Raw genomic sequence first — 18,440 nt, forward strand, 5'->3', positions numbered from 1 at the left:
GTCCAAGGTGTCGAATCAGAGGGACACGTCAGGTCGGGTCGGCGATGATGCCAGGAGGTTCCAATGTCGGTGAAGAGCACCAAGGAGTCAGCGCGGGCGGGAGGCGGCAGGAACGGGCCTGAGTCAAAGCGCGCCGACCAAGCCACCGGCATCGCGGCCCAGGACCCGGCGCGGATCCGGAACGTGGCCCTGGTGGGTCACTCGGGCGCCGGGAAAACAATGCTGATCGAGGCGCTGCTGGCAGCCAACGGCATGATCACGCGCAAAGGCTCCATCGCCGACGGATCCACGGTCAGCGACTCGGACCCCGCCGCGGTTCACCAGCAGCGCTCCGTCACCCTGTCCCTGGTGCCCCTGATGGTGGACGAGACAAAAGTGAACCTCCTGGATACACCGGGCTACCCCGACTTCATTGGTGAGCTGCGGGCGGGGCTGCGCGCCTCCGATGCTGCCCTCTTCATAGTGTCGGCCGTGGACGGAATCGACGCCACCACCACCGCCCTGTGGGGCGAGTGCGCGCACATGCTGCTGCCACGCGCCGTCGTGATCACCCGGCTGGACCACCCGCGGGCAGATTACGACGGCGCCCTGGCCGCCTGCCGCAAAGCGTTCGGCGACGGCGTGCTGCCGCTGTGTGTCCCATTGCCCTCAGCAGAGGAGGCCGCCGGGCCGCTGTCCCTCCTGGGCCTGCTGTCCCGGGAGGTAACGGACTACTCCTCCGGCGAGGCAACCCCTGAAGTCCGGGCCGCCACGCCGGATGAACTCGCGGCTGCCGGGCCTGCCCGGGGCGCACTCATCGAGGGCATCATCGCCGAAAGCGAAGACGAAACGCTGATGGACCGCTACCTGGAAGGCGAGGACATCGACACCGGAGTGCTCGCAGCAGACCTGGAAACCGCCGTCGCACGTGGATCGTTCTTTCCCATGCTGCCCACGTCCGCCGTCACCGGGCTGGGGACCGCCGAACTGCTGGACCTGCTGGTCCGCGCCTTTCCGCCGCCAGGGGAGCGCAGCCTGCCGGACACCACCGACCTCGCGGGGGAACCGGCCGGGAGCCTGTCCTGCGATCCGTCCGGCCCCCTCGCCGCCGAGGTGGTGCGCACCTCCAACGATCCCTTCCTGGGCCGCATCTGCCTGGTGCGGGTGTTCAGCGGAACGCTCCGGGAAGACTCGCCGGTCCACGTGGGCGGCCACGGCCTGGCCGACCGGGGTCACCAGGACCATGACACCGATGAACGGGTGACCCATATCTACTCACCGCTGGGTGCCACCCTTCGCCCCGTCCCCTTTTGCGTGGCGGGGGACATGTGTGCCCTGGCGAAGCTGGGCAGCGCTGAAACCGGCGACACCATTTCCGCCCGGGAGAGCCCGCTGCTGCTCGCCACGTGGGAAATGCCTGAGCCGCTGCTGCCGGTTGCCGTGGAAGCCGATTCCCGCAGCGACGAGGACGCGCTGGCCCGCAGCCTGGGCCGGATAGCGGCGGGTGACCCCACCTTGCGGGTGGACCGGAACGCCGAAACGCATCAGCTGGTCCTCTGGTGCATGGGCGAAGCGCACGCGGAGGTGGTCCTGGACAGGCTGCGCGAACAGGGAGTGAAACTGCACACCGTGGACGTGGTGACGCCGCTGCGGGAAACCTTTGCCACAGCCGCCTCCGGCCACGGCCGCCATGTTAAACAGTCCGGCGGACACGGCCAGTACGCCGTGTGCGACATCGAGGTGGAACCGCTGGAGCGCGGCGCGGGGTTCGAGTTCGTGGACAAGACGGTGGGCGGCGTGATCCCGGGAACGTTCATCCCGTCCATTGAGAAGGGCGTCCGGGCCCAAATGGACAAGGGCGTCGCCGCGGGCTTTCCCGTAGTTGACCTGCGGGTCACCCTGGTGGGCGGCAAGGCCCACAGCGTGGATTCGTCGGATGCGGCGTTCCAGGCGGCCGGGGCGCTGGCGCTCCGGGAGGCCGCGGCAGCAGGAAGGATCCAGCTGCTGGAGCCGGTGTCATCCGTCTCCATCACGGTCGCCGATGAACATGTGGGCACAGTGATGAGTGATTTGTCCGGCCGGCGGGGACGCCTCACCGGCACCACCTCTTCCGGTGAGGGCCTCACGGAGATCAGCGCCGAAGTCCCGGACCAGGAACTCCTGCGGTATGCGGTGGAACTGCGGGCGCTGACCGCCGGCACCGGGCGCTTCCGCCGCCAGTACCTGCGCCATGACCCCGTACCCCCGAATTACAGCCCATCCTGAGCCCGCCATGGCAGGAACAGATACAGGGAACGGCCGCCGGTGAACGCCGCAGCACGAAAGATCCAGACCGTATACCTGACGCTGACGTTGGGCAACACCCTTGCGGCGTCGTTCATTTGGGGCATCAATACGCTGTTCCTGCTCGACGCCGGGCTGACCAACCTGGAAGCCTTCGCGGCAAACGCCTTCTTCACTGCCGGGATGGTGCTTTTCGAGGTTCCCACCGGGGTAGTCGCGGACAGCTGGGGGCGCCGGACCTCCTTCCTGCTGGGCACCGTAACCCTGGCAGGATCCACCTACCTCTATTACCTGCTGTGGCAGTTGTCCGCACCGTTCTGGTGGTGGGCCGGGGTGTCGGCGCTGCTGGGGCTTGGCTTCACCTTCTTTTCGGGGGCAGTGGAAGCCTGGCTGGTGGACGCCCTGCACTTCTCCGGTTACGACGGCGGCCTGGAAGCGGTCCTGGGCCGCGGCCAGATGGTTTCCGGGATCGCCATGCTGGCAGGGTCAGTGGCCGGCGGCGTCATCGCGCAGGCAACGAACCTGGGCGTGCCGTTCCTGCTGCGCGTCGCGGTGCTGGTGGCAATGTTCGCGGTGGCCTTCCTGCTCATGCACGACGTCGGCTTCACCCCGGAGCGTTCGGCCCACCCGGTGCAGGCCACGCGGGCTGTCCTGCGCGCCTCGCTGGACGGCGGCCTGCGGAACCCGCCGGTGAGGTACATGATGCTGGCTGCGCCGTTCACCGAGGGCGTGGGATTCTATGTCTTCTATGCCCTCCAGCCTTACCTGCTGCAGCTCTTCGGAGATCCCAGGGCCTACGCCATCGCAGGCCTGGCAGCGGCCATTGTTGCCGGCGCGGACATCCTGGGCGGCTGGCTGGCTCCGCTGGTCCGGAAACTGGTCCGCCGGCGCACCACCGTCCTGATCATTTCAACCATCACCAGCTCGGTGGTCCTGGTGGTGCTCCTGGCCACCAGCATCTTCTGGCTGGCACTGGTGCTCCTGGCACTCTGGGCCGTGGTGGCCTCCGCCGGAACCCCCGTGCGCCAGGCCTACCTGAACGACATGATCGGCTCGAAACAGCGGGCAACCGTCCTGAGCTTCGCCTCGCTCATGGGGTCCAGTGGGGGAGTGGTGGTGCAGCCGGCGCTCGGCAGGGCCGCAGACCTCTACGGCTACCCGGCATCGCTCGCATTGGGCGGCGCGGTGCAGCTGCTGGCGGCACCCTTCATCCTCCTCAGCCGCCGCCGGCGCTCGCCGGCAGATGCTGCTACCGGGCTCGCGGCAGCGCCCTGAGCCGCAAAGACCCGGGCCCCGGACGTGATGTCCAAGGCCCGGGTCTGCACGGAGCAGCGCCGCGGCCGCGGTAGCCGCTACTTGACGCCTACGGTTTCGCTGGCCGCCGGCGTCGGCTTTTCCTCGGCGGGCGGGGGCGTGGTCTTCAGCTTGAACCGCTTGCCGAGGTCACCACCGCCGCCGCTGCGGTTCTTGTTGAAGATGTCGAAGCCGACGGCGACAAGGAGTACCAGGCCCTTGATGAGCTGCTGGTAATCGGTGCCCAGGCCCAGGATGGACATGCCGTTGTTGAGCACGCCCATGATCAGGCCGCCGATCATGGCTCCCGCGACTGTTCCGATGCCACCGGTAACGGCGGCGCCGCCGATGAAGGCCGCGGCGATGGAGTCCAGTTCGAAGCCTGTTCCACCGGCGGGCTGTGCCGAGTTGAGCCGCGCGGTGAAGACCAGGCCTGCCAGTGCGGCGAGCACGCCCATGTTCACGAAGAGCCGGAACGTGACGGCCTTGGTCTTGATGCCTGACAGTTCAGCTGCATGGAGGTTGCCGCCGATGGCGTACGTGTGCCGCCCGAAGACACTGTTGCTCATCAGGGCGGTGTAGGCGATCACCAGGACGGCCAGGACCACCAGGACGATCGGGGTGCCGCGGTAGGAGGCCAGCAGGAAGGTGATGATGAGCATGAGCAGCGCCGTGAAGGCGGTTTTGATGACGAACCAGACCAGGGGTTCGCTTTCGAGATCGAACTTCCTGCGGATCCTGCGCTCTTTGAGGGCCTGGATCAGCAGTGCCACCGTAGCGCCGACACCCAGGATGACGGTGAGCCATTCCAGGACGGAGGTGCCGCCGGAGATGTCCGGAAGGAAACCGCCGCCCAGGGCCCGCAGTTCGGCGGGGAAGGGGGTGATCTGCTGGTTCTTGAGGGTGATGAGCGTGAGTCCGCGGAAGATCAGCATGCCCGCCAGCGTGACGATGAAGGCCGGGATCCCCACATAGGCGATCCAGTAGCCCTGCCAGGCGCCCACAAGGGCACCCACCACCAGGCAGGCAGGGATTGCGGCCCACCACGGCCAGCCCCAGTGCACGATCATGACGCCGGCCACCGCGCCGATGAACCCGGCAACGGATCCGACGGAAAGATCAATGTGCCCGGCGATGATCACCATCACCATGCCGATGGCCAGGATGAGGATGTAGCTGTTCTGGACCACCAGGTTGGTGACGTTCTGCGGTTCCAGCAGGATCCCGCCGGTCAGCCCCTGGAACAGCAGGACGATCAGGATCAGGGCAACGAAGATGCCAACCTGGCGGAGGCGGCTGGTGAGGAATCCGAGCGATTCTCGTAAGGCGGACATTTCGCTATTCCTTCTCTTTGGTCATGTAGTGCATCAGGGTTTCCTGGGTGGCCTCGGCGATGGGGACTTCGCCGGTGATGTGGCCGGCGGCGAGGGTGTAGATGCGGTCGCAGATGCCCAGGAGTTCGGGAAGTTCCGAGGAAATGACGATCACGGCTTTTCCTTCGGCCGCCAGTTTGGCGATGATCGTGTAGATCTCGAATTTTGCCCCGACGTCGATCCCGCGGGTGGGTTCATCGAGGATGAGCACGTCCGGGTCGGAGAACATCCATTTGCTCAGCACGACCTTCTGCTGGTTGCCGCCGGAGAGCTTGCCGGTGATGGCGGCCACCGAGGGCGCTTTGATGTTCATGCTCTTCCGGTAGCCGTTGGCCACCACGGTCTCCTGGTTCTTGTCCACGAAGCCGCGTTTGGCGAGCTTGCGCAGCGCTGCCAGGGAGATGTTGCGCTTGATGTCCTCGATGAGGTTCAGGCCGTAGTGCTTGCGGTCCTCGGTGGCGTAGGCGATGCCGTGGCGGATGGCGTCGGAGACGGTGGAGGTGTTGATTTCCTCGCCGTACTTATAGACCTTGCCGGACATTGCGGTGCCGTAGGTTCGGCCGAAGACGCTCATGGCGAGTTCGGTGCGCCCGGCGCCCATCAGCCCGGCAAGTCCCACCACCTCGCCCTTCCTGACATGCAGGTTGGCGTTGCGGACCACCATGCGGCTGTGGTCCTGGGGATGCCGGACGGACCAGTCCTCGATCCGGAGGACTTCCTCGCCGATGTTCGGCTCGCGGTCCGGGTACAGGCTCTCCAGGTCGCGGCCCACCATGCCGCGGATGATGCGTTCCTGGGTGATCTGGCCTTCATCGAGCCGGAGGGTCTCAATGGTTTTGCCGTCCCGGATGATGGTGACGGCGTCGGCCACCTTCCGGATTTCATTGAGTTTGTGGCTGATGATGATGCTGGTGACCCCCTGGCCCTTCAGATGGAGGATCAGGTCCAGCAGGTGGCCGGAATCCTCGTCGTTGAGGGCTGCCGTGGGCTCGTCCAGGATGAGCAGCTTCACTTCCTTGGACAGCGCCTTGGCGATCTCCACGAGTTGCTGCTTGCCCACGCTGATGTGCTGGACGGGGGTGACGGGGTTTTCGTCGAGGCCCACGCGGGCCAGCAGCTTTGCTGCCTCCAGGTTGGTCTTGCGCCAGTCCACCCATCCGTTGGTGGCTTGTTCATTGCCAAGGTAGATGTTCTCCGCGATGGAGAGGTACGGGCTCAGCGCCAGTTCCTGGTGGATGATCACGATGCCCCGCTTCTCGCTGTCCGAGATGCTGGAGAAGTTGCAGGGTTCGTTTTCGAAGAGGATTTCCCCTTCGAAGGTGTTGTGTGGATAGACGCCGGACAACACTTTCATGAGCGTTGATTTGCCGGCGCCGTTTTCGCCGCAGATGGCGTGGACCTCTCCACGGTTCACATCGAGGGTGACGTCCTGCAGCGCTTTCACGCCGGGGAAGGTCTTGGTGATTCCTCGCATTTGAAGAATGGGTGTGTTCATCGTCAATTCCCACTGACTGGTCGAAGCTTGGCCGTCCTGCTGCTGCAGGAGGTTGCGGGCGGGGCTGCGGCCGGATGGAGGTCCGGCCACAGCCCCCGGACGCTGACTACTTGACGTCGGCGTCGGTGTAGTAACCCGAGTCGATCAGTTCCTTCTTGTAGTTGTCCTTGGTGATGATCACGGACTTCAGCAGGAAGGCCGGAACAACCTTGACCTTGTTGTTATAGGTCTTGGTGTCGTTGGTTTCAGGTTCCTGGCCCTTGAGGACGGCGTCGACCATCTTGACGGCCTGTGCGCCGAGCTGGCGGGTGTCCTTAAAGATGGTGGAGTACTGCTCGCCCGCGACGATGGACTTCACGGAGCCCTTTTCGGCGTCCTGGCCGGTGACCACCGGAAGGCTTCCCTTGGCGTAGCCGCCGGTGCTGGTGAGGGCGGAGATGATGCCGATGGACAGGCCGTCGTACGGGGAAAGGACGCCGTTCAGCTTGGTGCCCGAGCTGTAGGCGGAGGTGATGATGTCCTCCATGCGCTTCTGCGCCACGGGTGCCTGCCAGCGAAGGATGGCGGCCTGCTCAAACTTGGTCTGGCCGCTGGGGACCTTCAGGGTGCCGGCATCCATGTAGGGCTTGAGGGTGTCCATGGCGCCGGTCCAGAAGAAGTTGGCGTTGTTGTCGTCCGGGCTTCCGGCGAAAAGTTCGATGTTGAAGGGGCCCTTGCCGTCCACCTTCTTGCCGCTCGCGTCGACCAGGCCCAGGCCGGTCAGCAGCGAGGTGGCCTGCTGGACGCCCACGGTGTAGTTGTCGAACGTGGTGTAGTAGTCCACGTTCGGAGTGCCGTTGATAAGGCGGTCGTAGGCGATGACCTTGACGTTCTGCTCCTTGGCCTTGGCCAGGACGTCGGTCAGGGTGGTGCCGTCGATGGCAGCGATGATCAGGGCCTTGGCGCCCTTGGTCAGCATGTTTTCGATCTGCGAGACCTGCGTGGGGATGTCGTCGTTGGCGAACTGGAGGTCCGTCTTGTAGCCGAGGTCTTTCAGGGACTTCTCAACATTGGCGCCGTCGGCGATCCACCGTTCAGATGTCTGGGTTGGCATCGAGATGCCAACCAGCGAGTCGCTGGGCTTCGCTGCGCCGCTGGATTCGCTGGTTCCGCCACGGGAGCCGCAACCGGTGGCTCCCACGGTCAGGGCGAGGACAAGGGCCACCGCGCCCATGAGTTTTTTGATTCTCACCATAATCTCCTTCCGCGGCAGCATTGCCGCGAAGTGTTGTTGGGCCGGGAAGCAACGGTGCTCCCGGTCCTGGCCACATGGTTGATGTGTCGGTTCAATATAGACTGATTTGTGAACGCTAACAAGAGCCTTCTCCCGGAAACTCCGAAATCTTTCGATGGCATTGACTTCTTCTTTGTTAGCGTTCACACTTGCTGCAGCACTTAGCTCGACCCTGACCCTACAAAACCGGTAATGAGGCCGCTTGCCTCCCGGATGGAGGCAACCCCATGCCAGATGCGCTGTTCACTTCCAGCTCCGACCCCCGCCACGACCACTGCGTGGTCGGCGTGGACTTCGGGACCCTGTCCGGCCGCGCCGTGGTGGTGCGGGTCCGCGACGGCAAGGAGCTTGGGAGCGCCGTCCATGAATATCCCCATGCGGTGGTGACCGGCTCCCTGCCCGGTGACGTGGCGGGCGACGACGGCACGCGGCTTCCCGGCGAATGGGCGCTTCAGGTGCCCAACGACTACCGGGACGTCCTGCGCACCGCCGTTCCTGCCGCGGTGGCTGACGCGGGGATCGACCCGGCCGCCGTCGTCGGCATTGCCACCGACTTCACCGCCTGCACCATGGTGCCCGTGAAGGCCGATGGCACGCCGCTGAACGAATTGCCGGGCTATGCCAACCGCCCGCATGCCTACGTGAAGCTCTGGCGCCACCACGCCGCCCAGGGGCAGGCCGACCGGATCAACCGGCTGGCGGCCGAACGCGGCGAAGACTGGCTTCCCCGCTACGGCGGCCTGATTTCGTCCGAGTGGGAATTCGCCAAAGGCCTGCAGCTGCTGGAAGAGGACCCGGAGGCCTACGCCGAAATGGACCACTGGGTGGAGGCGGCCGACTGGATCGTCTGGCAGCTGTGCGGCCGCTACGTCCGCAACGCCTGCACCGCCGGCTACAAGGGCATCTACCAGGACGGGCGGTACCCCTCGGAGGATTTCCTGGCCGCCCTGAATCCGGACTTCAAGGACTTTGTCAGTTCCAAGCTGGAGCACACGATCGGGCGGCTGGGGGACGCCGCAGGGACCCTGACGGCGGAGGCTGCAGCCTGGACCGGGCTGCCGGAGGGCATCGCCGTGGCCGTGGGAAACGTTGACGCCCACGTCACTGCCCCTGCTGCCAAGGCCGTGGAATCCGGCCAGCTGGTGGCCATCATGGGCACCTCCACCTGCCATGTGATGAACGGCAGCGAACTGCGTGAAGTGCCGGGAATGTGCGGGGCAGTGGACGGCGGCATCGTGCCCGGCCTGTGGGGTTACGAGGCCGGTCAGTCCGGTGTGGGGGACATCTTCGGCTGGTTCACCAGGTACGGCGTCCCGCCCGAATACCATGAGGCTGCCAGGGACGCGGGGCTGGGAATCCACGAGTACCTCACCGGACTGGCGTCGCGGCAGGCCATCGGGGAGCACGGCCTGATCGCGCTCGACTGGCACTCGGGCAACCGCTCGGTGCTGGTGGACCACGAGCTGTCCGGCATCGTGGTGGGCCAGACCCTTGCCACCCGGCCCGAGGACACCTACCGTGCCCTGCTGGAAGCCACGGCCTTCGGAACCCGCACCATCGTGGACGCCTTCCGCGACGCCGGGGTTCCGGTCAGGGAATTCATCGTGGCCGGCGGCCTGCTCAAGAACAGGCTGCTGATGCAGATCTACGCGGACGCCACCGGCCTGCAGCTGTCCACCATCGGCTCGGAGCAGGGCCCGGCCCTGGGATCGGCCATCCACGCCGCCGTGGCCGCGGGTGAATACGCGGACATCCGGGAAGCCGCCGCCGCCATGGGCGCCGAACCCGGCGAGGTCTACACGCCGATCCCGGAAAACGTTGCCGCGTACGAGGAACTGTTCCAGGAATACAAGGCACTGCACGACTACTTTGGCCGCGGCAGCAACGACGTGATGCACCGGCTTAAGGCCATCCAGCGCAAAGCCGCCCGGGCCAGCCTGCCCGGCTCCGCCGCCGAACCTGCCGTGGGGGTCTCCGCATGAGCACCGACACCGGGATCCTGGAAACCATCGCCCGGGTCCGTGAGGAAGTGTGTGCGCTGCATGCCGAGCTGACCCGCTACGAACTGGTGGTGTGGACCGCAGGCAACGTTTCCGCCCGGGTGCCGGGCACCGACCTCATGGTTATCAAGCCCTCCGGGGTCGCCTACCAGGACCTGACCCCGGAACAGATGATCGTGACGGACCTGCACGGCATGCCCGTCAGGGGCACCAACGTCGGTGGCGGCGGGACCGTGGACTGGGGCAACCCGCCGCTGTCGCCGTCGTCGGACACCGCAGCGCACGCCTACGTGTACCGGCACATGCCGGAGGTGGGGGGCGTGGTGCACACCCACTCCACCTACGCCACTGCCTGGGCTGCCCGGGGGAGGCCATTCCGTGCGTGCTGACCATGATGGGCGATGAGTTCGGCGGCTCCATCCCGGTGGGCCCATTCGCGCTGATCGGGGACGACTCGATCGGCCACGGGATCGTGGAGACGCTGAAGAACTCCAATTCACCGGCGGTCCTGATGCAGAACCACGGCCCCTTCACCATCGGCAAGGACGCCCGCTCCGCGGTGAAGGCCGCCGTGATGTGCGAGGAAGTGGCCCGCACCGTCCACATCTCCCGCCAGCTGGGCGAACCGCTGCCCATCGACCAGGGCTCCATCGACTCCCTCTATGCCCGCTACCAGAACGTCTACGGCCAATAAACAACACGGGCCAGTAATCCACGGCGCCGCCACACAACTTCCCAGGAGAATCCATGAGCACCGCAGCAAGCACCTCCCTCGACGGCTACGAGGTCTGGTTCCTCACCGGCAGCCAGCACCTGTACGGGGAGGAGGTCCTCAAGCAGGTGGCCGCCCAGTCGCAGGAGATCGCCAACCAGCTCAACGCCAATTCCGCCGTCCCGGTCAAGATCGTCTGGAAGCCGGTCCTCACCGATTCGGATGCCATCCGGCGCACCGCCCTGGAGGCGAACGCGGATGATTCCGTGATCGGTGTGACCGCCTGGATGCACACGTTCAGCCCTGCCAAGATGTGGATCTCCGGCCTGGACCTGCTGCGTAAGCCCCTGCTGCACCTGCACACCCAGGCCAACCGGGACCTGCCGTGGGCGGACATCGACTTCGACTTCATGAACCTGAACCAGGCCGCGCACGGCGACCGCGAGTTCGGGTACATCCAGTCCCGCCTGGGCATCGCCCGGAAGACCGTCGTCGGGCATGTCTCCAACCCCGAGGTGGCACGCCAGGTGGGCTCCTGGCAGCGCGCCGCCGCCGGCTGGGCCGCCGTCCGCACCCTTAAGCTGACACGCTTCGGGGACAACATGCGCAACGTCGCCGTCACCGAAGGCGACAAGACCGAGGCGGAGCTGCGCTTCGGCGTCGCCGTGAACACCTGGTCCGTCAACGAGCTCGCGGACGCCGTGCACGGCGCGGCGGAGGCCGACGTCGACGCACTGGTGGCGGAATATACGGACCTTTACGACGTGGTGCCGGAGCTCCGCGCAGGCGCGGCCAGGCATGAATCGCTGCGGTACGGCGCCCGGATCGAGCTGGGCCTGCGCAGCTTCCTGGAGGGCAACGGCTCCGCCGCGTTCACCACCTCCTTCGAGGACCTGGGCGCCCTGCGGCAGCTTCCCGGCCTTGCGGTCCAGCGGCTCATGGCCGCCGGGTACGGCTTTGGCGCCGAAGGCGACTGGAAGACCGCCATCCTGGTGCGCGCCGCGAAGGTGATGGGCGCGGGCCTGCCCGGCGGTGCCTCCCTGATGGAGGACTACACGTACCACCTGGAGCCCGGGTCCGAGAAGATCCTGGGCGCCCACATGCTGGAAGTTTGCCCCTCCCTCACGGCGTCGAAGCCGCGCCTGGAAATCCACCCGCTGGGCATCGGCGGCAAGGAAGACCCGGTCCGCCTGGTGTTCGACGCCGATGCCTCCCCGGGCGTCGTCGTCGCCCTGTCCGACATGCGGGACCGTTTCCGCCTGGTGGCCAACGCCGTCGACGTCGTTCCCCTGGACCAGCCGCTGCCAAACCTGCCCGTGGCCCGCGCCCTGTGGGAGCCCAAGCCGGACTTCGCAACCTCCGCAGCAGCCTGGCTCACAGCCGGCGCAGCCCACCACACCGTGCTCTCCACCCAGGTGGGCATGGACGTGTTCGAAGACTTCGCCGAGATCGCCAAAACCGAACTGCTGACCATTGACCACGACACCACCATCCGGCAGTTCAAGAAGGACCTGAACTGGAACGCCGCCTACTACAAGCTGGCAGGCGGGATCTGATCCAATGGCACGGCTGAGCTCCCGGCGCCCGCCACGGACAACAAACCCGTGACGCACGGCAAACCACGCCGGCTGCCGAGGCTTGAGGACGTGGCGGAGCTGGCCGGGGTCTCACACCAGACCGTGTCACGGGTGGTCAACAACCACCCCAACGTGAGCCCGGGGACGCGGGAAAAAGTGGAAGCGGTGATAGCCCGGCTCGGCTACCGCCGCAACACCGCAGCCCGGAGCCTGGTCACCCGGCGCTCGCAGACCATAGGGGTCCTGGGCAGCGAGCTCTCCCAGTACGGTCCTGCCAATACATTGCTGGGCGTGGAACGCGCTGCGAGGGACGCCGGATATTTCGTCAGCGTCGCCGCGTTGCGGGAGGTCAGCCGGGACGCGATCCTGGACGCCGTCAGGCACTTCCTGGACCAGTCGGTGGACGGCATCGTGGTGATCGTTCCGCACCTTGAGACGCTGGCCGCCCTGGCGGAACTTCCCATCGGGGTCCCGGTGGTGGCCGTTGGACCCGAGGGGAATGACACTGTTGGCGGCGTCAGGGTGGACCAGCGCCGCGGGGCCGAACTCGCCGTGCGGCACCTCATTGGGCAGGGGCACGTCAGGATCGGGCACGTCGCGGGCCCGCAGGACTGGATCGATGCCGTGGCGCGTGCCGACGGCTGGCGGTCCACCCTTGCCTCCGCAGGACTCGAGGCGGACCTGATCATCGAAGGTGACTGGAGCGCCGGCAGCGGCTACGCCATCGGCCGGCGGATCGCGGCCACCCGCCGGGCCACCGCCCTCTTCGTGGGCAACGACCAGATGGCCCTGGGAGTCCTGCGCGCCCTGACCGAGGCCGGCATCAAAGTGCCGCAGGACGTGTCCGTGGTGGGCTTCGACGACCAGCCCGAGGCCGGCTATTTCAGTCCGCCGCTGACGGTGGTCCGGCAGGATTTCGAGGAACTGGGCCGGCGGTGCATGCAGATGATGTTGACGGCGTTCAGCGGCGCGGAAGGACCCCGGACACTTGTCGTGGAGCCGGAACTCGTCCTGCGCAGCAGCACGGCACCGCCCGCCTAAGAACCCGCCTGCCGAATCCGGCCGGAGATCCTGCCGGCAGCTGATTTAATCCGGGGAGACCGGCGCGAAACGTGGCCACAACAATCGCTGCGTAGTTTTCAGTGCATGACGGCTACCCTGCTCATCCGGCTCCGCGACTGGCTGCTGGACACCTTCACCTACGAATCCGAGTCCAGTGCCGCCGGCGCCATGGCCGACGCCACCCGGTGGGGCTGGCTTCCGGCCTTGAGCGGAGTGTCCCTCGGTGCCGACCAGGCCCGGTCCGGGCATGCAGGAACAGCCGGCGGAAGCGGCAGAATGTCTGCTTAGCCACACTATTGCGACGGTAGCGCGATAATGCCCTAAACTGCTGCACTGAGGTGCCTGAAATGGCGCTGCGCAGCAACGAAAGTGAACACGCTATGGCTACCGATTACGATGCTCCACGCAAGCAGGAAGAAGAGTCGCCGGCCGACTCTCTCGAGGCCCTCCAGGCGTCACGGGGCGGCAACGCGCAGACCGCGGTTATCGATGTCGACGAGAACGACACCGCTGAAGGCATCGACCTGCCCGGCGCCGATCTGTCCAATGAGGAACTGACCGTCATTGTGGTTCCCGAGCAGTCCGATGAGTTCACCTGCTCGTCGTGCTTCCTGGTCCGGCACCGCTCCCAGGTTGCCCGTGAAAAGGACGGCCTGAAGTACTGCCGCGACTGCGAAGGCTGAGTGTCTTCCTGATTTTTGCCGGCGCCGGCCACCTCCCCGAGGTGGCCGGCGCTGCTTTGTCCCCGGACGCCGTCGTTATCAAAATGCCCCCTCGTTTCCCGGTCCGGACACTCCTACGCTGGAAGCATCCAATGGTCTTTAGTCGTGGATGGCACTGCTATGAAGAAGTTCCTCACCTGGCTCGCGGCAATCCTGTTGGCTTCCGGGCTGGGAATCGTGGTCCAGGCGCCCGCCTCGGCGGCGCCCTACTGCGGCCTCACATGGGGCTCCCTTGCGAAGACCGGGCAGGATACGGGGACCGCATCGGTCACCAATGTCCGGACCGGGCAGCACTACTGCTTCGACCGGCTGGTGGTGGACCTCAACGGGCCCGCCGTGTCCTACACGGTGCAGTATGTGCCGCGGATTGAGCAGGAAGGCTCCGGGGCCGTCATCCCGGTACGGGGCGGCGCGCGCCTGCATATCAGCATCAAGGCGCCGTCCTACGACCAGAACGGCAACCCCACCTACAACCCGGCGGACAAGGCTGAACTCAGCAACGTGGCCGGCTACCAGACGTTCCGCCAGGTGGTTTCGGCCGGAAGCTTCGAGGGGTACACAAGCCTCGGTCTGGGCGTCCGGGCCCGCCTGCCGTTCCGGGTCTTCACCCTGGCCGGTCCCGGCCCGGGCTCGCGCCTGGTGATCGACGTGGCGCACTACTGGTGAAAACGAAAAAGGTGCCGTGCCCCTGATGGGGGCACGGCACCTTTTCGTTCAGGCAGCGTTGTGGCGGCCTCCAGCGATCTATTCCGGCACTACCAGCGCGGGGGTGTCCCGCTTGAGGGTTTCGCCGCGGAAGAAGCCGGGGTGCGTGCGGGACATGACCAGCATGACGACGGCGCCCAGGGCCAGGATGCCGATGCCCAGGATGAACACCAGGCCCACGCCGAAGACCTCGGAACCACTGCCGAACTCCGGCGCCAGGCTGTCCACGGCGGTCTGGACGAACACCACGAACAGGCCCACGCCGCCCACCACCGGGCATACCAGCCGCAGCAGGAAGTGGCGGGTGCTGTTGAACAGGCTGTGGCGGAAGTACCAGGTGCAGGCCAGCGCGGTGAGGCCGTAGTAGAAGCAGATCATCAGACCCAGGGCCAGGATGGTGTCATTCAGGACGTTTTCGCTGACCACGTGCATCACCGCGTAGAACCCGGCGGACAGGATGCCGGCGGCGATGGTGGCGTAGCCCGGCGTCGCGAACTTCCTGCTGATCCGGCTGAACGGTTCAGGCAGGGCGCCGTAGTGCGCCATGGCCAGCAGGCTTCGGGACGGCGACATGAACGTGGACTGGAGGGAGGCCGCGGAACTGGACAGCACGGCGAGGGACATCAGGATGGCGAAGGGGCCCATGATGGGGGAGGCCAGGGCCGTGAAGATGTTCTCTTGGTTGTCGGCGTTGTTCAGGCCGTTGCCGGTGTCCCCGACGCCGGCGAACATCATGGTGGCGATGCTGACCAGGAGGTAGATGGCCAGGACGATGACGGCGGTCAGGGTGCCGGCCAGTCCGGCCGTCTTCTGGCCGTTCGCTGTTTCCTCGTTGACCGTTAGGCACACATCCCAGCCCCAGTACACGAAGATCGACAGCGAGATGCCGGCGGCAATCTGGCCGAACGTCTCGATCTTCGTGACGTCGAACCAGTCCCAGCTGAACGGGATGGCCGTTTCGGACGTGGACCAGTTGGCGAAGGCCATGGCGACGAACAGGCCCAGGACCAGAAGCTGGAAGCCCACCAGGCCGTACTGCACCACCTTGGTGGTGTGCAGCCCGCGGTAGCTGACCCAAACAGCCAGCGCCACGAACACGAAGCAGGTCAGGACGTTCAACGCTTTGTTGCCGGCCAGGTCTGCCAGTTCCGGTGAGCCGGTGAGCTGGGACAGGAAGAGGTAGAAGAAGTCGACGGCGACGCCGGCCAGGTTGGACAGCACGATGATGTTGGCGGCCAGCAGGCCCCAGCCGCCCATCCAGCCGACCCAGGGGCCGAAGGCCTTGGTCACCCAGGTGAAGGTTGTGCCGCTGTCCGGGGAGTCGGCATTGAGCTCCCGGTAGGCGAGCGAGACCAGGATCATGGGGATGAACCCGATCAGGAAGATGACTGGCAACTGGAGTCCGGCTTCATTGACGGTGGGTCCGAGTGCGCTGGTGAGGGTGTAGGCGGGGGCGATGGTTGAAATGCCCAGGACGACGACGGCGAGGAGCCCGAGCTGCCCGCCCTTGAGGCCTTTGGCGCTGACGCCGTCCGCGGACGGGGCGTGGGCGTGCGGACCGGGTTTGGCCGTACTGGTGCGGATTGTCTCTGTCATGGCACCACTTTCTGGAAGGCTGTGAGACGGAGGTCACTATATGAATGGCGTTCATTTAGTATGGGGGTGCCGGACCTGTGATGCAAGACGCAATATGAATCACATTCGTTTATGACTTCCTTTCCAAATTAGTAAGCTCACTGAGAAATTGCCGAAAGCCCTGCCGCCGCTAGGTGCTCGGCTGGTAGCGTCGGCCGTATTGGACCACTTGAGGAGGACGCATGAAAGCTTCACCGACACTGACCAACAATCTGCAGGCTGTCCTGGCCGACCTGATCGAACTGCACGTCCAGGGCAAGCAGGCGCACTGGAACATCGTGGGCACCAACTTCCGCGACCTGCACCTGCAGCTTGATGAGATCGTCGACGCTGCCCGCCAGTTCGCCGACGACACAGCCGAACGAATGCGCGCCCTGCATGCACTCCCGGACGGCCGCAGCTCCACCGTTGCCGAAACCACCAGCCTGGCCCAGTTCCCTGAGGGGCTGATCAGCACTACGGATGCCATCGAGCGGATCGTTGCCGCCATGGAAGCCGCCGTGGGCACCATGCGCAAAGTCCATGACGAGGTGGACGAGGAGGATCCCACCTCCGCGGACCTCCTGCACGAGTTCATTGCCCGGCTGGAGCAGTTTGCCTGGATGGTGCAGGCTGAAAACATGAAGCCGACCGCCAAGGTCACAGCCGCCGACTCCAAGTAGCCGGCAGCCACCCGCCTGGACCCTTTGGGCGCCTGGTATCGGAATTGATCCGGTACCAGGCGCCCTTTTTGTTTCGCTTGGTCAGGCCGCTTTCGGCACCTTCCGCAGCACGACGGCGGCGAGGACTGCCGCCGTCGCCATCAGTACCAGCCCAATTGCCGCAGTGATGTGCACGCCGGAATCAAACGCTGACGCCGCAGCGTCCCGGACGGTGTCCGATAGGGAAGCGGGCAGCAGGTTTGCTGCTTCCACTGCGCCGGCAAGTGTTTCCCTCGCGCTGTGCAGGGAGGAGCCGGGCAGCATGCCGTCAAGGCCTGCGGGCAGCCGCAGGTTCTGCTGGTAGGACGCCGTCAGGATGGAGCCCAGTACCGCCGTGCCCAGCAGCGACCCCACCTCGTAGCCGGTCTCGGAGATTGCCGCGGCAGCGCCTGACTTCTCCGGCGGCGCGGACCCGAGGATGAGGTCGTTGGAGATGGTTTCGGCCGTACCCACGCCCAGTGCAAGGACCAGCAGGGCTGCCAGCAGCAGCGAGGGGCCGCCGTCGTGATTCCCGAATGCCACCATGGTGTAGCCGGTGGCACTGAACGCCAACCCCGCAGCCACCACGTATCCCGGGCGGACCTTGCGGACCAGCGGCACCACCACCAGGCCGGCCACCACCGTGGCGGCCAGTGCCGGGATCATGGCAACGCCGGCTGCGGACGGCGTCATTCCCTCGAGGAGTTGGAGGTGCTGGGCGAGGAACAGGATGAAGCCGTTGAAGGAGAACAAGGCAAGGATGTTGGCGCTGATGGCCATGCTGAACACCCTGTTCCGGAACAGGGACATGTCCAGCAGGGGTGCGCCAGCCGCTGCTGCCGCTGCACGAACACCGCCCCCATGGCCAGGCCGAAAGCGATGGCGCCCAGACCTGCCGCCCCTGGACCTTCGGTGGCAACTGCCTTGATCCCGTAGACAACGGGCACCATGACCAGCATGGAGAGCAGGATGCTGGGGATGTCCACCTTGCCGGGTGCCGGATCCTTCGATTCCGGGATGAGGGCCGGTCCAAACGCCAGCAGGGGGAGCATGAGGGGGACCGCCACCAGGAAGACGGCACCCCACCAGAAGTGCTCCACCAGCCAGCCGCCGAAGATCGGACCCAGGGCCGCGCCGCCGGAGAATCCGGCGGCCCAGATGGCGACGGCCAGCCTGCGGCGATTGGGCTCGGGGAAAATGTTGCGGATCAGCGACAAGGTGGACGGCATCAGCATGGCGCCGAAGAATCCCAGGGCGGCGCGGCCGGCGATGAGCCATTCCGGCGCGGGCGCAAAAGCCGTCGCAACGGACAGCGCGGCAAAGCCGATGCTGCCAAGGATGAGCAGCCTCCGCCGCCCAATCCGGTCGCCGAGGCTTCCCATTGATACCAGCAGCCCGGCCAGCACCAGGGGGTAGGCGTCAACGATCCACAGCAGCTGCACGCCCGTGGGTTCCAGGGCCCGGGCGATGGCCGGCAGCGCGAACGTCAGTGCGGTGTTGTCCACCGCCACCAGCAGCACGGGAAACATCAGGAGCCCCAGCGCCAGCCAGTCGCGCCACGGAGGACGCACGGAAGTGCTGCTTGCCTGCCCGGTTGCCGAACTCTCGATGGAAGTGGTCATGAGATAACTATACCGTCCGGACGGTATAG

General features: G+C 66.0%; 13 protein-coding genes and 2 pseudogenes. 10 read left to right on the top strand and 5 right to left on the bottom strand.

Going from position 1 to position 18,440, the window contains the following annotated elements:
• The first annotated feature begins 63 nt into the window (after nucleotides 1-63).
• Nucleotides 64-2,244, top strand: a complete 2,181-nt coding sequence (locus OUO20_RS00535) for an elongation factor G-like protein EF-G2 (RefSeq protein WP_268002611.1) — start codon at nucleotides 64-66, stop codon at nucleotides 2,242-2,244.
• A 39-nt stretch (nucleotides 2,245-2,283) separates the two neighbouring features.
• Complete coding sequence (locus tag OUO20_RS00540; protein WP_268002612.1) at nucleotides 2,284-3,537, top strand: MFS transporter; 1,254 nt, start codon at nucleotides 2,284-2,286, stop codon at nucleotides 3,535-3,537.
• A gap of 77 nt (nucleotides 3,538-3,614) precedes the next feature.
• On the opposite strand, the gene mmsB is transcribed toward OUO20_RS00540, so the two are convergent.
• The 3 genes from mmsB to chvE form a co-directional block, all read right to left on the bottom strand.
• Complete coding sequence (mmsB, locus tag OUO20_RS00545) at nucleotides 3,615-4,889, bottom strand: multiple monosaccharide ABC transporter permease (protein WP_018772041.1); 1,275 nt, start codon at nucleotides 4,887-4,889, stop codon at nucleotides 3,615-3,617.
• A gap of 4 nt (nucleotides 4,890-4,893) precedes the next feature.
• Entirely contained in the window at nucleotides 4,894-6,423 is a 1,530-nt protein-coding gene (mmsA, locus tag OUO20_RS00550) for a multiple monosaccharide ABC transporter ATP-binding protein (protein WP_026266198.1), read from the bottom strand.
• Nucleotides 6,424-6,529: 106 nt separating this feature from the next.
• Nucleotides 6,530-7,657, bottom strand: a complete 1,128-nt coding sequence (chvE, locus tag OUO20_RS00555; RefSeq protein WP_142068633.1) for a multiple monosaccharide ABC transporter substrate-binding protein — start codon at nucleotides 7,655-7,657, stop codon at nucleotides 6,530-6,532.
• A gap of 266 nt (nucleotides 7,658-7,923) precedes the next feature.
• Here chvE and araB point away from each other — a divergent pair, with 266 nt between their 5' ends.
• The 7 genes and pseudogenes from araB to OUO20_RS00590 all read left to right on the top strand — a co-directional run bounded on the left by araB (nucleotide 7,924) and on the right by OUO20_RS00590 (nucleotide 14,435).
• The gene (araB, locus tag OUO20_RS00560) at nucleotides 7,924-9,678 is read left to right on the top strand and encodes a ribulokinase (RefSeq protein WP_268002613.1); all 1,755 of its coding nucleotides are present in this window, start codon (nucleotides 7,924-7,926) and stop codon (nucleotides 9,676-9,678) included.
• A pseudogene (locus OUO20_RS00565) lies at nucleotides 9,675-10,390 on the top strand (L-ribulose-5-phosphate 4-epimerase). The gene araB and the pseudogene OUO20_RS00565 overlap by 4 nt, the downstream one beginning before the upstream one ends.
• 53 nt (nucleotides 10,391-10,443) lie before the next feature.
• Complete coding sequence (gene araA / locus OUO20_RS00570; RefSeq protein WP_268002614.1) at nucleotides 10,444-11,964, top strand: L-arabinose isomerase; 1,521 nt, start codon at nucleotides 10,444-10,446, stop codon at nucleotides 11,962-11,964.
• Between the two features lie 48 nt (nucleotides 11,965-12,012).
• Nucleotides 12,013-13,026, top strand: a complete 1,014-nt coding sequence (locus OUO20_RS00575) for a LacI family DNA-binding transcriptional regulator (protein ID WP_018772035.1) — start codon at nucleotides 12,013-12,015, stop codon at nucleotides 13,024-13,026.
• A gap of 105 nt (nucleotides 13,027-13,131) precedes the next feature.
• A complete protein-coding gene (locus tag OUO20_RS00580) occupies nucleotides 13,132-13,335 on the top strand; it encodes a hypothetical protein (RefSeq protein ID WP_018772034.1) in 204 nt (67 codons plus the stop codon).
• Between the two features lie 92 nt (nucleotides 13,336-13,427).
• Entirely contained in the window at nucleotides 13,428-13,730 is a 303-nt protein-coding gene (locus tag OUO20_RS00585) for a DUF4193 domain-containing protein (protein ID WP_026266196.1), read from the top strand.
• Between the two features lie 159 nt (nucleotides 13,731-13,889).
• Nucleotides 13,890-14,435 (top strand): AMIN-like domain-containing (lipo)protein, encoded by a 546-nt coding sequence (locus tag OUO20_RS00590; protein WP_268003347.1) that lies wholly within the window; start codon nucleotides 13,890-13,892, stop codon nucleotides 14,433-14,435.
• A gap of 78 nt (nucleotides 14,436-14,513) precedes the next feature.
• Here OUO20_RS00590 and OUO20_RS00595 read toward each other — a convergent pair whose 3' ends face one another.
• Nucleotides 14,514-16,070, bottom strand: a complete 1,557-nt coding sequence (locus OUO20_RS00595; RefSeq protein WP_018772031.1) for an APC family permease — start codon at nucleotides 16,068-16,070, stop codon at nucleotides 14,514-14,516.
• Nucleotides 16,071-16,291: 221 nt separating this feature from the next.
• Here OUO20_RS00595 and OUO20_RS00600 point away from each other — a divergent pair, with 221 nt between their 5' ends.
• Complete coding sequence (locus tag OUO20_RS00600; RefSeq protein ID WP_018772030.1) at nucleotides 16,292-16,771, top strand: Dps family protein; 480 nt, start codon at nucleotides 16,292-16,294, stop codon at nucleotides 16,769-16,771.
• A gap of 81 nt (nucleotides 16,772-16,852) precedes the next feature.
• Here OUO20_RS00600 and OUO20_RS00605 read toward each other — a convergent pair.
• Nucleotides 16,853-18,411: pseudogene (locus OUO20_RS00605) on the bottom strand (MFS transporter).
• Between the last annotated feature and the right edge of the window lie 29 nt (nucleotides 18,412-18,440).

This window comes from Arthrobacter sp. FX8 (genome assembly GCF_026723805.1).
GTDB lineage: Bacteria > Actinomycetota > Actinomycetes > Actinomycetales > Micrococcaceae > Arthrobacter.

Bases quoted from the DNA above. Each gene is read 5' to 3' on its own strand.
- OUO20_RS00535 (WP_268002611.1), top strand. From the start codon at position 64: ATGTCGGTGAAGAGCACCAAGGAGTCAGCGCGGGCGGGAGGCGGCAGG.
- OUO20_RS00585 (WP_026266196.1), top strand. From the start codon at position 13,428: ATGGCTACCGATTACGATGCTCCACGCAAGCAGGAAGAAGAGTCGCCG.
- OUO20_RS00580 (WP_018772034.1), top strand. From the start codon at position 13,132: ATGACGGCTACCCTGCTCATCCGGCTCCGCGACTGGCTGCTGGACACC.
- OUO20_RS00600 (WP_018772030.1), top strand. From the start codon at position 16,292: ATGAAAGCTTCACCGACACTGACCAACAATCTGCAGGCTGTCCTGGCC.
- mmsA (WP_026266198.1), bottom strand. From the start codon at position 6,423: ATGAACACACCCATTCTTCAAATGCGAGGAATCACCAAGACCTTCCCC.
- mmsB (WP_018772041.1), bottom strand. From the start codon at position 4,889: ATGTCCGCCTTACGAGAATCGCTCGGATTCCTCACCAGCCGCCTCCGC.
- araB (WP_268002613.1), top strand. From the start codon at position 7,924: ATGCCAGATGCGCTGTTCACTTCCAGCTCCGACCCCCGCCACGACCAC.
- araA (WP_268002614.1), top strand. From the start codon at position 10,444: ATGAGCACCGCAGCAAGCACCTCCCTCGACGGCTACGAGGTCTGGTTC.
- OUO20_RS00595 (WP_018772031.1), bottom strand. From the start codon at position 16,070: ATGACAGAGACAATCCGCACCAGTACGGCCAAACCCGGTCCGCACGCC.
- chvE (WP_142068633.1), bottom strand. From the start codon at position 7,657: ATGGTGAGAATCAAAAAACTCATGGGCGCGGTGGCCCTTGTCCTCGCC.
- OUO20_RS00590 (WP_268003347.1), top strand. From the start codon at position 13,890: ATGAAGAAGTTCCTCACCTGGCTCGCGGCAATCCTGTTGGCTTCCGGG.